Origin of the sequence: Flavobacterium anhuiense (assembly GCF_004151235.1) — a bacterium.
GTDB classification, from domain to species: Bacteria; Bacteroidota; Bacteroidia; order Flavobacteriales; family Flavobacteriaceae; genus Flavobacterium; species Flavobacterium anhuiense_A.
This window is the reverse complement of sequence record NZ_JUIV01000014.1, coordinates 112,804-127,030: the sequence shown is the minus strand read 5'-3', so window position 1 is coordinate 127,030 and position 14,227 is coordinate 112,804. Positions and strand designations below refer to the sequence as shown.

At 34.2% G+C, this 14,227-nt stretch carries 8 protein-coding genes; all 8 read left to right on the top strand.

Going from position 1 to position 14,227, the window contains the following annotated elements; all coding sequences use genetic code 11:
- Window positions 1-70: 70 nt before the first annotated feature.
- The gene (gene rhaT, locus NU08_RS16415) at window positions 71-1,120 is read left to right on the top strand and encodes an L-rhamnose/proton symporter RhaT (RefSeq protein WP_129748199.1); all 1,050 of its coding nucleotides are present in this window, start codon (window positions 71-73) and stop codon (window positions 1,118-1,120) included.
- A gap of 26 nt (window positions 1,121-1,146) precedes the next feature.
- Window positions 1,147-3,291: a bifunctional aldolase/short-chain dehydrogenase gene (locus NU08_RS16410; protein WP_129748198.1), complete on the top strand. Its 2,145-nt coding sequence runs from the start codon at window positions 1,147-1,149 to the stop codon at window positions 3,289-3,291.
- 475 nt (window positions 3,292-3,766) lie between these two features.
- The gene (locus NU08_RS16405; protein WP_129748197.1) at window positions 3,767-5,041 is read left to right on the top strand and encodes a TIM barrel protein; all 1,275 of its coding nucleotides are present in this window, start codon (window positions 3,767-3,769) and stop codon (window positions 5,039-5,041) included.
- A gap of 121 nt (window positions 5,042-5,162) precedes the next feature.
- Window positions 5,163-6,524 (top strand): FGGY-family carbohydrate kinase, encoded by a 1,362-nt coding sequence (locus NU08_RS16400; protein ID WP_129748196.1) that lies wholly within the window; start codon window positions 5,163-5,165, stop codon window positions 6,522-6,524.
- Between the two features lie 95 nt (window positions 6,525-6,619).
- A complete protein-coding gene (locus tag NU08_RS16395; protein WP_008467628.1) occupies window positions 6,620-7,360 on the top strand; it encodes a (Fe-S)-binding protein in 741 nt (246 codons plus the stop codon).
- A 178-nt stretch (window positions 7,361-7,538) separates the two neighbouring features.
- Window positions 7,539-8,939 (top strand): lactate utilization protein B, encoded by a 1,401-nt coding sequence (locus NU08_RS16390; protein WP_129748195.1) that lies wholly within the window; start codon window positions 7,539-7,541, stop codon window positions 8,937-8,939.
- Entirely contained in the window at window positions 8,932-9,519 is a 588-nt protein-coding gene (locus tag NU08_RS16385) for a lactate utilization protein C (RefSeq protein ID WP_129748194.1), read from the top strand. Before NU08_RS16390 ends, NU08_RS16385 begins: the two co-directional genes overlap by 8 nt.
- 187 nt (window positions 9,520-9,706) lie before the next feature.
- Entirely contained in the window at window positions 9,707-13,744 is a 4,038-nt protein-coding gene (locus NU08_RS16380) for a two-component regulator propeller domain-containing protein (protein WP_242502577.1), read from the top strand.
- The last annotated feature ends 483 nt before the right edge of the window (window positions 13,745-14,227 follow it).

Here is a 14,227-nt window from a genome sequence, read left to right as displayed (position 1 = left end):
TTCTTTTTGACATTCTCTTATTTTACAAAACCAAATACTAACAAACCTAACCTAAACCAAAAACAATAATATGGAATCATTATTAGGAATCATTTTTCATTCTATCGGAGGATTTTCTTCTGGTAGTTTTTATATGCCTTTTAAAAAAGTGAAAGACTGGGCTTGGGAAAGCTATTGGCTTGTGGGAGGATTTTTCTCTTGGCTGATTGTTCCTCCAGTTGCCGCTTACTTAACGATTCCAAATTTTACTGAAATTATTGCAGCAGCTTCTCCATCAATAAAAACCTTCACTTTTACAATGGGATTAATCTGGGGGATAGGCGGTTTAACTTATGGTTTGGGCGTTCGCTATTTGGGAATGTCATTAGGAAATTCAATTACATTAGGATTCTGCTCTGCATTTGGAGCTTTGGTTCCTTCAATTTATTATGATATTGTTCCAACAGAAGGAAAAATTTCATTTTCTCACATGCTTACTAATACTGGCGGTCAGATCGTTTTATTGGGAGTTGTAGTATATCTGATTGGAATTGCTATTTCAGGGAAAGCTGGAATGCTAAAAGAAAAAGATTTTGCTACTGGCCATGAAGATAAGGATAAAGACTTCAATCTGGTAAAAGGTTTAATTGTAGCGGTGATTTCAGGGATTTTAAGTTCATTCTTTAATTACGGAATCGAAGCTGGAAAATCAATGGCAGAACATGCTGTTATAAATGGCGCAAATCCGTTATTTCAAAACAATGTGACTTATGTTGTACTGCTTTGGGGAGGATTGACAACCAACTTTATCTGGTGTCTTTATTTGAATTTTAAAAACAAATCAATTAAAAATTATACTGATAAATCTACTCCAATAACCAAAAATGTTTTGTTTTCTGCTCTTGCTGGAACTATGTGGTTTTTACAGTTTTTCTTTTACGGAATGGGTGAAAGCAAACTAGGAAATGGTGCCAGTTCATGGATTCTTCACATGGCAACCATCATTTTAACAGCAAATTTTTGGGGTTTTTATTTGAAGGAATGGAAAGGAGTTTCTAAGAAAACATTAAATACGTTTTTCTGGGGAATCGGGCTTATTATGCTAGCGATTGTTTTGGTAGGAATTGGTAACTCATTATAAATACAAGAAATAATTTAAAATACTATATGTCGAATACAAACACAATTAATAATATGAATTTTAAGCATGTAAGCTACCTTTGGGATGATGCTAAAGCTGCAGAACTTGCAGGTGATGAAGTAGCGCTTTTTATTTATCGTTCTAACTTGTTAGGAGCTGATTTAAGATTGACCAACTACGGAGGCGGAAACACTTCTGTAAAAATTACAGACAAAGATCCTCTTACAGGAGAATCTTCTGAAGTAATGTGGATTAAAGGTTCTGGCGGTGACATTGGAACGCTGACAAAATCAGGTTGTGCGGCTTTGTATTTGGACAGACTTCGTAATCTTGAAAATGTTTACAGAGGTATTGAGTTTGAAGATGAAATGGTAGAATTATTCAACCACTGTATTTTCGATTTAGCGTCAAAAGCGCCTTCTATCGATACGCCTTTACATGGTTTTCTTCCATTCAAACATATCGATCACTTACATCCAGACGCGGCAATTGCTATTGCTGCTGCAAAAGATGGAAAGAAAATCACAGAAGAATTATTCAACGGAGAAATTGGCTGGGTAGGCTGGCAACGTCCAGGATTTGATCTTGGACTTCAGTTGAGAGCTTGTTTAGAAGAAGCAGAAAAAAAAGGTAAAAAACTACGCGGCATCATGTTAGGTTCTCATGGTTTATTTACTTGGGGAGATACTGCGTTTGATAGTTATATCAATACGCTGGAAGTAATCGAGAAATGCGCTTCTTACTTAGAAGATAATTATGGAAAAACGCGTCCAGTTTTTGGAGGAAAGAAAATTGACAGTCTTCCAGAGGCAGATCGTAAATTGAAAGCAGCAAAAGTAGCTCCGATTTTAAGAGGTTTCTGTTCATCAGAGCGCCAAATGATTGGTCATTATACAGACGATGCAAGAGTTTTAGAATTCATTAATTCTAATGATCTTTCAAAATTAGCCCCATTAGGAACTTCTTGTCCAGATCACTTCTTGAGAACTAAAATAAGTCCTTTGGTTTTAGAATTAGATCCAAACGAAGATTTATCTGATGTTGCAGCTGTAAAAGCAAAATTACAGCCAGCATTCGAAGCATACCGTGCGATGTACAAAGACTACTATAATGCATGTAAAAAATCAAATTCACCAGCAATGCGTGACCCAAACCCAGTGGTTATTTTATATCCGGGAGTGGGTATGTTTACATTTGCTAAAGATAAAACAATGGCGCGTTTAGCATCTGAATATTATATCAATGCGGTAAACGTAATGAAAGGCGCTGAAGCCGTTTCAGAATATACGTCATTGCCACACCAAGAAGCTTTTGATATTGAATATTGGTTATTGGAAGAAGCAAAATTACAGCGTATGCCAAAACCAAAAGCATTGTCTGGAAGAGTAGCTCTTATAACTGGTTCTGCGGGCGGAATTGGTAAAGCTATTGCGAAAAAATTTGCTCAAGAAGGAGCTTGCGTGGTAATTAACGATATCAATGAAGAGCGTTTGGAAGGTGCTTCTGCAGAGTTTGTAAAAGCATTCGGAAAAGATGCAGTTTCTAGCACTTTATTGAATGTTACGGACGAAGTAAGCACAGAAAAAGCATTGGAAGAAGCTTGTTTAGCTTTTGGAGGTGTTGATATTGTGGTGAATAATGCTGGAATCAGCATTTCTAAATCTATCGCAGAACATACTCTTGAAGAGTGGGATAGATTATACGATATCTTGGTTAAAGGACAATTTATTGTTTCTAAAGCTGGAATCGAAGTAATGCGCAAACAAGGTTTTGGAGGAGATATTGTAAATATCGTTTCTAAAAATGCTGTTGTCGCTGGTCCGAACAATCCTGGTTATGGTTCGGCTAAAGCGGCTCAAGCGCATTTAACACGTTTAATGGCTGCAGAACTTGGAGCTGACAAAATTCGTGTCAATACAGTAAATCCTGATGCTGTAATTTCAGATTCAAACATTTGGTCTGGAGGATGGGCAGAAGGTCGTGCAAAAGCATACGGAATTACAGTTGAAGAACTTCCGGCTTACTATGCAAAACGTACGTTATTAAATGAAATCATATTGCCTGATGATATCGCAAATGCTTGTTTCGCTTTTGTTGGAGGTTTCCTAAATAAATCTACAGGAAACGCCTTAAACGTAGACGGCGGCGTAGCAATGGGCTTTTATAGATAAAGATTGTTTAGGTTTTTATATAAGTTTGTTTAAGCAAAAGTGGTTTTTTGTGGTCTAGCGTTCGAATTCTTTCGAACGTTAGATTTTTTTAGAATATAACAATTCGCTTTAACAAAGAAAACGTAACAAAAAAGTGAAGTTAAACAAGAGTTCAGCAATTATGGCATATTGAACGCAGATGACGCAGATTCGCTATCGCGAAAACGCGGAAAAATGCGGGTTTTTTATTTACGCAGATTTAGACTGATTTAAGCAGATCTAAGAGATTTTTAATTTGAGATGATTAAAGAAAAGATCTGCGTTCTCTGCTAGAATATTTTTAAATCTGCGTGAAACAAAAAATTGTGTCAATCAGCGTCTTCGCGATAGCGAATCCGTAAAATCCGCGTCCCAAAATTTAGGCAATGCATGTTAAAAAAATATACTAGAAATATAAAATTTATATATTGTAAACTCTATTAAAGAATAAATAACTATGTTAATCTCATCAAACCACATCGATTCTCATAACGGGGATTTAATTAAAAAACACCAAAATAAGCTAGTTTTTACAGCATCAGAAATAAATGAAACAGAAGCGATTATTCAAAAATTAATCGATTTTCAAATTGCAATTCCGTCTTGGGCTTTAGGAACAGGAGGAACTAGATTCGGACGTTTCGCTGGGGGAGGTGAGCCTCGTTCATTAGAAGAAAAAATTGAAGATGTTGGTTTGCTTCATAAGCTTAACAGTGCCTCTGGCGCGATTTCACTTCACATTCCGTGGGATATTCCAACAAATTATAATGAAATAAAAACATTAGCAGCACAGCACGGATTGAAATTTGATGCGATGAATTCGAACACATTTCAAGATCAGGCAAACGCTGAACATACTTATAAATACGGTTCTTTACAAAACGTAAACAAAGCAGTTCGCAAACAGGCAATTGCTCACAATATAGAAGTAATCAAACATGGGATTGAGTTAGGATCAGAGTCTTTGACAGTTTGGCTGGCAGACGGTTCTAATTTTCCAGGACAATTAAATTTTAGAAAAGCATATCAAAATACATTAGAAAGTTTAGAGGAAATCTACGATGCATTGCCTTCAAATTGGAAATTATTCTTAGAATACAAATGTGCTGAACCTAACTTTTATTCAACAACTGTGGCAGATTGGGGACAATCTTATTCGTATGTTAAAAAGTTAGGCGACAAAGCGCAGACTTTGGTAGACTTAGGACATCATTTACCAAATGCCAATATCGAGCAAATTGTTTCTTTATTGCTAATGGAAAACAAACTAGGAGGTTTCCATTTTAATGATTCAAAATATGGAGACGACGATTTAACTGCCGGTGCATTAAAACCATACCAATTATTCTTGATTTTTAATGAATTAGTAGAAGGAATGGATGCAAGAGGAATGAATCACGCCAAAGATTTAGGTTGGATGATTGATGCTTCTCACAATATCAAAGATCCATTAGAAGATTTATTGCAATCTGTTGAAGCGATTATGATTGCTTACGCACAAGCACTTTCTGTTGATAGAAAAGCATTAGAACAAGCACAAGAAGAAAATGATGTAGTAAAAGCGCAGGAAATTCTTCAAAATGCATTCCGCACAGATGTTCGCGCATTGGTAGCTGAAGCTCGTCTTCGTTCTGGGGCAGCGCTAAATCCAGTGGCATTATATCGTTCGCTTCAAGTTAGAGAAAATCTAATTGACGAAAGAGGTTTAAAAACAGTAGCAACAGGATTGTAATTATGAATTATGAATTATAAGTTGAATCTTTTTGCGTTTTTACTGAAAACATAAATAGACTTAGCTTAAACATAAAAATCATAATTCAAGAACTTATAACTCATAACTCATAATTAAAAAAATGAATGTAGTTGCGATTTTTGATATTGGTAAAACAAACAAAAAGGTTTTTTTATTTAATGAAAATTATAAAATTGTCTGGGAAAAATCAGTTAATCTTGTGGAAACAAAAGACGAAGATGGTTTTCCTTGCGAAGATATAGAGGTTCTTCAAAAATGGGTTTTAGATCGCTTAGAAGAAATAAAAGAATTAACGGATTATGTTTTAAAAGCCATCAATTTCAGCACTTACGGAGCCAGTTTTGTTTATATAGACGAAAACGGAAAAGTTTTAACTCCTCTGTATAATTATTTAAAAGATTATCCAGAGGAATTAAAATCTGATTTTTATAAAAAATATAAGGGAGAAGAAAAGTTTGCCGTAAAAACAGCGTCTCCAGTTTTAGGGAGTCTTAATTCTGGAATGCAGATTTATAGGTTAAAAGAAGAAAAACCCGAATTATTTCAAAAAGTAAAATACTGCCTGCATCTGCCACAGTTTTTGAGTTTTCTTTTGACTAATGAAGCTTACGCTGATATTACTAGTATTGGCTGTCATACCAATTTGTGGAATTTCAAAAAAATGAAATATCATAAATGGTTAAAAAGGGAAGGAATTGATGCTAAATTGCCTCCAATTTACTACGGCAAAGATGTTATCAGAACAAAAGAAGGATTGTCTATTGGTACTGGACTTCACGACAGTTCTTCGGCAATAATTCCGTACACGATTAACTTTACAGAACCTTTCGTTTTATTATCAACAGGAACTTGGAGTATTTCTCTAAATCCTTTTAATAATAAGCCCTTGACTTTTGAGGAGTTACAGCACGACTGTTTGTGTTATATGCAATACACGAACAAACCTGTTAAAGCGGCTCGTTTGTTTGCAGGAAACGAACATGAAGTACAAACCAAACGTTTGGCAAAGCATTTTAATGTTCCAGTTGATACATACAAAGAAGTTTATTTTGATAAGAAAATTGTAGCCAATTTAAGAGCGATTAATTATCAGATTATCTATCCAAAGAAATATGATTTTGATATTTTAAATGAATGTCCTTTTCAAAAGAGAGATTTATCGCAGTTTAAAGACTACGAAACAGCCTATCATCAATTAATGTTGGATTTGGTAGAACAGCAGTTTTTCTCGACCAATTTGGTAGTTCAAAATAGTCCAGTAAAAAAGATTTTTGTTGATGGCGGTTTCAGTAAAAATTCAATTTATATGAATTTATTGGCAGAAGCTTTTCCAGATGTAGAAGTTTATGCAGCTTCTATGGCGCAGGCAAGTGCATTGGGTGCGGCATTGGCAATTCATGAAAACTGGAATCCAAAACCAATTCAGAACGATTTAATTGACTTGAAATTCTATAAACATTAGGTAAAAAAGGTCTGTATGTTGTAAATTTGCTGAGAAACGTATTTTTTACATTTTTACAGTACACGCCTAATGAACAACACACTAAATACTACAATATGAAAATTGGACTTTTTATACCTTGTTATGTCGACCAATTTTACCCAAAAGTAGGAATCGCAACCTACGAATTACTTCAAAAATTAGGTTGTGATGTCGAATTTCCGATGGGACAAACCTGCTGCGGACAGCCAATGGCAAATAGCGGTTACGCACATTTGACAAAAGGATGCGATGCCAATTTTATTGCCAATTTTTCTGGATTTGATTATATAGTCTGTCCTTCTGGAAGTTGTGTTTTGCATGTGAAAGACCATTTGCATGACGAGAAACAGGAAGAGAAGGCAACAGCAATTCGAAATACAGTTTATGAACTTACAGAATTTATAACTGACGTTTTAAAAATCGATCATATTGACGGAAGATTTCCTTATAAAGTTGGAATGCACGTAAGCTGTCACGGTCAACGCGGATTAAAGCTTTCGCAAATGTCTGAATTAAACGCACCATTTTTCTCTAAACCAGAACAATTGTTGCACAGTATAAAAGACCTTGATTTGGTTGCTCTAACCAGAAAAGATGAATGCTGTGGCTTTGGTGGAACTTTCTGTGTGACTGAAGAAGCGGTTTCTGTAAAAATGGGACAAGATCGTATTAAAGATCACGAAAGTCATGATGTGGATTATATTACAGGTGGAGATATGTCTTGCCTAATGCACTTGGACGGAATTCTAAAAAGGCAGAAAAGCAGAATTAAAACCATTCACATTGCTGAAATATTAAATTCACTCGAAAATTAATTTTTTCTACCATTAAGAAATTAAGATTATAAAGCTTGGTTAAATATTTCTTAGTAAAAATATAAGAGATTTAAGAAATTTTAAAAAACTTAATTTTCTTTTAATCATAAAGAAATTAAGTTCATAAAGTTTAGCTTAATTTACTTAATATCTTAATGGTAAAAACAACTTTTATAAGATGTCATCAGAAAAAACAATATCGCACAGCGTAGCCGCAACAAAGTTCAACAAAGATGTAGAACGTGTCAATTGGCATGATGAAACACTTTGGTTTGTTCGCTCTAAAAGAGATAAATCAGCACACCAAATAGCAGACTGGGAACTGCTTCGCGAAACGGCTTCTCAAATCAAATTTAATGTGCTTTCTAATATTCATGATTATTTAGTTGAATTTGAAGCTAATGCGCAACGAAACGGAATAATTGTACATTGGGCAGCTGATGCCAAAGAACACAACGAAATTGTACATTCTATCATGGCAAAACATGAGGTTAAGCAAATGGTGAAATCCAAATCGATGCTTACAGAAGAATGCCATTTAAACGATTATTTAGCCGAAAAAGGAATAGAAGTAATCGATTCAGATTTAGGGGAATATATTGTACAGCTTCGTAAAGAACCGCCAAGCCATATTGTACTTCCTGCAATTCACTTAAAGAAAGAAGATGTAAGCGAAACTTTCCACGAACATTTAGGTACAGAAAAAGGAAATTTTAATCCGCAATATTTAACAGAATCGGCTCGTCAGAGTTTGAGAAATACTTTTTTGACTAGAAAAGTAGCTTTAACAGGTGTCAATTTTGCTGTTGCAGAAACGGGAGAAGTTGTAGTTTGTACCAACGAAGGAAATGCCGATATGGGCGCACATTTAGCAGATGTTCACATCGCTTGCATGGGATTCGAAAAACTGATTCCGAAAAGAGAACATTTAGGTGTTTTTCTGAGATTATTAGCAAGAAGTGCAACTGGACAACCTATTACAACTTTCTCAAGCCATTTCAAGAAACCAAGAGACGGAAAAGAAATGCATATCGTAATTGTAGACAACGGAAGAAGTACGCAATTAGGAAGAGAAGATTTTAGAAATTCACTAAAATGCATTCGCTGTGGAGCGTGTATGAATACTTGTCCCGTTTACAGACGAAGCGGTGGACACAGTTATCATAATGCAGTTGCTGGACCAATTGGGTCTATTTTAGCGCCAAACTTAGATATGAGCAAAAATGCCGATCTGCCTTTTGCTAGTACACTTTGTGGTTCTTGTACTAACGTTTGTCCAGTAAAAATTGATATTCATGATCAATTGTACAAATGGCGTCAGGTTTTGGTAAAAGAAGGGCATACGCCAAAAGCTAAAACTATTGCGATGAAAACAATGGCTACCGTTTTGGCCAATCCGACTGTTTTTAATATTGCTGGAAAATCAGGGCGATTTGTAATGAAAAATATTCCAGGAATGGTCAATAATAAAATGAACAAATGGTACGATCAGCGGGAAATGCCAGATGTTCCAGAAGAATCTTTTAGAGAATGGTACAAGAAAAATTCGAGAGAATCTAAAGAAAAAGGAAATGAGTAGTAAAGGTGAAATTTTAAAAAGAATAAAAGCAAATCAGCCCAATTTGGTTTCAGAACTGCCCAATTTAAATCTTTTAGGTTCTGAACAATTTGATGTTTTAGAAACCTATAAAACGGTTTTAAAAGGCATAGGTGGCGATCCTGTAGAAGTTGCTGATTATAATGAAATCATCAATTATATAAAATCTAATTACAATCTGGAGAAAAGACTGATTACAACGCTTCCAGAACTTTCAGAAATTGCTTCATTAGACTGGAAAACAGTAGATCCGCATTCGCTTCAGGATGTAGAATTAACGGTTGTAAAAGCACATTTTGGAGTAGCAGAAAACAGCGGACTTTGGGTTACAGATGATATTTTAGGACAGCGTGTTGCGCCTTTCATTACGCAATATTTGGCTATTATAGTTCATAAAAAAGATCTTGTTCCAACAATGCAGCAAGCGTATCAAAGAATTGGAAACATGGAATACGGTTTTGGAACTTTCATAGCTGGTCCGTCAAAAACAGCCGACATTGAGCAGTCTTTAGTTCTTGGTGCGCATGGTGCTAGAGGATTAATTGTGTTCTTATTGGATTAAGGTTTTTATCTTTTTACTAGTGAAAATATTCGCATAGAAATAAAGCTCAGTAGGGAATAGTTTATTAAAAAAAAAGACTAAACCCAAAATCACATTTAGAAAGCAGGAATGTTTGCCATTTCTGCTTTCTTTTTTTAAAATTTTCCTAAAATTAGCTTATAATTGTACTCTTTACACGAATATAATAATGTACATTTTGAAGCGTTTTGTTCGATATTTTCTACTCTTAATTGGATTTTCTTTGGTAGGATATGCACAGGATTATCCAGTCAAATTTCTTGATATTTCAGACGGTTTGTCTAATAATTCCATCATCACAATTTATCAGGATAAAGAAGGTTATATGTGGTTTGGAACCTATGATGGTTTAAACCGTTATGACGGATATAATTTTAAAGTCTTTAGAAACAGAATCAACGATAAAAAATCTCTGTTATTTAATACCATTTACAATATTGAAGGAGACTCGAGAAATAATATTTGGGTAGGAGGAACTAGCGGAATCTGTATTTACGATAAAACAAAAGCATCATTTCATACGGTTCAATATACGCTGTGGGACGATAAACCTAAAGTGCTACAAGATATTATACATCAGATGCGCTCCGTGTCAGATAATTTGGTTTTGGTTGCTTCGCAGAAATTAGGGTTGTTGGCTTTTGAAAACGGTTCTTTCACAGGAAAACATATTCCGCTCAACGCATTAGGAAACAGAATTACGATTTCTAATTATGATGCTATTGCAATTCAGGAAAATAAAGAAAAATCAGGATGTTGGGTGTATGTGCGTAATGTTGGAATTTGCTCTTACAATTATAAAGCTAAAGACTTAAAAATTGTTTTTCCACTTTCAATAGGAGTAAAAGCCATTAAGCTTTCTTCTGATGGAAATCTTTTGTTAGGAACAGATGAAGGTTTGTTTTTAATGAATACCAAAACAGGTTCAATTTCCGAAAATTATTTTACCAATAAATGTAGCGTTACAGATGTTTTAGTAGATAAAAAAGGAAAAATCTGGGTTACAACAGACGGTTGCGGCATTTTCTACATAAATCCAAATACTAAAAAACTTCTTTCTTATAACGAACAATTAGCCAAAAGCAATTCGGTTTGGAGTTTATATGAAGACCAATCGGGCAATAAATGGTTTGGTTCGCTTCGTGGCGGAATAAGTATGCTGAGTGATACGCCAAAGTATTTTAAAAGCATTCGCTATAATGCCAAAGATCCGGCAGATAATTTTATTTTATCTTTTTGCGAAGATGAAAAAAAGAATGTTTGGGTAGGTACAGACGGTGCGGGTTTAAAATATTGGGATAGAAAAAACAACAGTTATACGAATTATGGGAACTTGCTTTCTAGCAATTTTATTACAGGAATAATTCGCGATAATAATGATATTTGGATTTCTACCTGGGCGGGAGGAATCAATAAAATAAACAAGGTCGCTAATAGCGTAAAAAAATATTCGTGCTATAATCCTAATACCAAACAAACTGAAAAAAATATCTGGTTTGTCTTTAAAGATTCGAAAGCAAATATTTGGGCAAGCTCAACAAATGAAGGCACACTGTATCTTTTAAACCGAAATAAAGATGTTTTTGAGCTTTTCGACAAAAGAATCGATAACCTGCAATGCATGATCGAAACTTCCGATGGAAAACTATGGGCAGGAAATTATACCTCACTCTTATCTATTGAAAAGAATACTCGAAAAATAACTAAAAAAGTAATTGGCAATCCTATCAGATGTATTTACGAAGACAAGGACAAAAATCTTTGGGTGGGAACTCAGGAAGGGGGATTGCTTTTATTTGACAGAAAGACAAATACATTTAAAAGATTAACAATAGATGATGGTCTGCCTTCAAATTCCATTCTGAGGTTATTAGAAGATAAAGAAGGAAATTTATGGATGAGTACGTATAACGGAATCTGCCGATATGATAAAAAGAATAAAACTTTCCGTAATTTTTCTGTAAATGACGGGCTGCAAAGCAATCAGTTTAGTTTTAATGCAGGAATAAAACTTTCATCTGGGGAATTTCTTTTTGGAGGAATAAACGGTTTTAATATTTTTTATCCTCAGGCTATAAAGGGTTTGAATCAAAAAAATAATGTATTGCTGACCGATTTTTACGTCAATAATCAACTGATTGAAGAAAGTAAAGCTGAGGTTGATATCGATTCTAATAAAATAAAAGGGGTTAGTCTGGAATACGATCAAACCACACTCTCATTAGAATTTGTGGCGCTAGACTACAATAACGCAGATAAGATAAATTATGCCTATTTTTTAGAAGGTTGGGATCAGCAGTGGAATTATGTGGGCCAGGCGCGAAAAGCAAATTATTCACGGCTTCCAGAAGGGAAATACACTTTTAAAGTAAAGACAAACAATTTTCAAGGCGGATGGAATAAAGAAGTCAGTCTAGTTTCTATAACAGTTTTACCGCCTTGGTATAGAACGTGGTGGGCTTATACCTTGTATCTTTTAGCAATTGGAGGAATACTGTTTTTATACTTGGATTATAACAAAAACAAAGAAAAATTAAAGTATAAGGTTAAAATCGCAGAGCTTGAAAGCAAGAAAGAAAAAGAGATTGCCGAAAAGCAGTCGTCTATGTTTACTTATATTTCGCACGAATTTAGAACACCGCTTTCGCTGATTATTAATCCGCTGAAAAAAGCAGTTCAAAAAGAAATTGTAGAGAACGGTTCTTCTGGAAGCGATTTGGCAATTGCCCATCGAAATGCCAGAAGACTTTTAAGTTTGGTAGATCAATTACTTTTACTAAGAAAAGCAGAAAACGATACCGATTCCTTGCGTTTGTCTCCAATAGATGTAAATAATCTATCGAATGAAGTGTATCAATGCTTCGTCAATCAGGCAAAGGAAAAACAGATTAGTTATAATTTCATTATTCCAGAGCACGAAATTACCATTATTGGGGATTATGAAAAGATTGAAATTTCACTGTTTAATTTAATGTCAAATGCTTTTAAATACACGCCAATTGGAGGCGAAATCAATTTGACAGTAACTGAAAATGATGATGAAGTTTTTCTTGAAATAAGTGATAGCGGAGATGGAATTGATAAAAAAGATATTGATGTTATTTTTGAAAAATTCAGACAAATTAATTCGAAGGTTTCAGTTGGAACTGGTTTTGGCATTGGACTTTATATTGTAAAATATTTCGTTGACAAACATAAAGGATCTGTAATCTGCAGTAGTGAAAAAGGAAAGGGAAGTACATTTAAATTGGCATTTTTAAAAGGAAATAGTCATTTTGAGGATATAGAAATCACCAATGAAAAGCCGCAGCGAAGCCAATTATTTGATGAATTGATTCCAGATGAAATCGAAGAACCGATTCCTGCAGCAGTGACTTCAATAGCAGACAGTGATTTTAAGAAGACTATGTTAAGCGACAAGCGAACTGTTTTGATTATTGATGACAATGCAGAAATTAGAGCGTACCTTATTAAGCTTTTTGCTGATAATTATATAGTCTACAGTGCTGAAAATGGAGAAGAAGGTTTAAAAATGACCAAAAAGCATATGCCAGATCTTGTCATAAGTGATATTGCAATGGAAGCTATGGACGGTTTAGAGTTGTGCCGAAGAATTAAAGAAGATAACGCTTTATCACATATTCCAGTTATTTTACTAACAGCATCTAAAAATCCGGAAACTCATTTGCAAGGAATTAATGAGGGGGCAGATGACTATATTACAAAACCATTTGATGATGATATTCTCACAGCAAGAGTCGATTCTCTATTGCGAAATCGCCATAACTTGCGAACCTATTTCTTAGATAGTATAACATTAAAAGAAAATACTCAGAAAGTTCCTGTTGAATATCAAGAGATATTAAAAAAGTGCATAGAAATTGTTGAAGCTAATATTCATAAAAAAGACTTCACGATTCGAACTTTTGCACTTGAAATGGGAATGAGCCACAGAACGCTTTATACTAAGATCAAAATTATTTCTGGTCAAACCTTAAATGCTTTTATTCGTTCTTTGCGAATAAGAAGAGCAGCAATGCTTATGCTGACTGAAGATATGAATATAACTCAGGCGAGTACTGAAGTTGGATTTGAAGATCCAAAATATTTTAGACAGCAGTTTGTAAAACTTTTTGGCATAACTCCTTCAGAATATATTAAAAAGTATAAAACGTCATTCAATTCTGACTTGAATATCATTAAATAAGCTATGGACTAAGTTTTTTTGTTGCATAATTTGCTTCTTTTTTTAATGAAGAGTTATTTTTTTTTATTCAACTCAAACGTTTTAGGTGAAAAACTGCTATTTATTCAATAATTATATATTTTGTAAAAAATCCCCCATGATTTTAAATACTCTTTAAAATTTGATTCAAAATAATGGTTAATTGCAATTTTAACCTCCTTTTTTTTCCAATTTACCCCTCATAAGAAGTGTTATTTAGACATTTCTTTGCAGTAATAGCAATCATAAATAGAGTTTTGCTATTGGTCATAAGTGTTAATTAAGATAGTTAGTTATCTGTTTAAAGAGCTGAGCACTCTTTAAATGTTAGATCAGTAATGGTTGGTTTACATTACTTATCATCCCGCAGTTAATTTAAGCTGCGGGTTACTTAAAAAAGGCACTTATTATAAACTTAAAAAGAAATAAAAAAGAAATATCTAACCATGTAACCAAACTCAAAAC

Coding starts and splice junctions, on each gene's coding strand:
- NU08_RS16400 (WP_129748196.1), top strand. CDS start 5,163: ATGAATGTAGTTGCGATTTTTGATATTGGTAAAACAAACAAAAAGGTT.
- NU08_RS16410 (WP_129748198.1), top strand. CDS start 1,147: ATGTCGAATACAAACACAATTAATAATATGAATTTTAAGCATGTAAGC.
- NU08_RS16395 (WP_008467628.1), top strand. CDS start 6,620: ATGAAAATTGGACTTTTTATACCTTGTTATGTCGACCAATTTTACCCA.
- NU08_RS16380 (WP_242502577.1), top strand. CDS start 9,707: ATGTACATTTTGAAGCGTTTTGTTCGATATTTTCTACTCTTAATTGGA.
- NU08_RS16405 (WP_129748197.1), top strand. CDS start 3,767: ATGTTAATCTCATCAAACCACATCGATTCTCATAACGGGGATTTAATT.
- rhaT (WP_129748199.1), top strand. CDS start 71: ATGGAATCATTATTAGGAATCATTTTTCATTCTATCGGAGGATTTTCT.
- NU08_RS16390 (WP_129748195.1), top strand. CDS start 7,539: ATGTCATCAGAAAAAACAATATCGCACAGCGTAGCCGCAACAAAGTTC.
- NU08_RS16385 (WP_129748194.1), top strand. CDS start 8,932: ATGAGTAGTAAAGGTGAAATTTTAAAAAGAATAAAAGCAAATCAGCCC.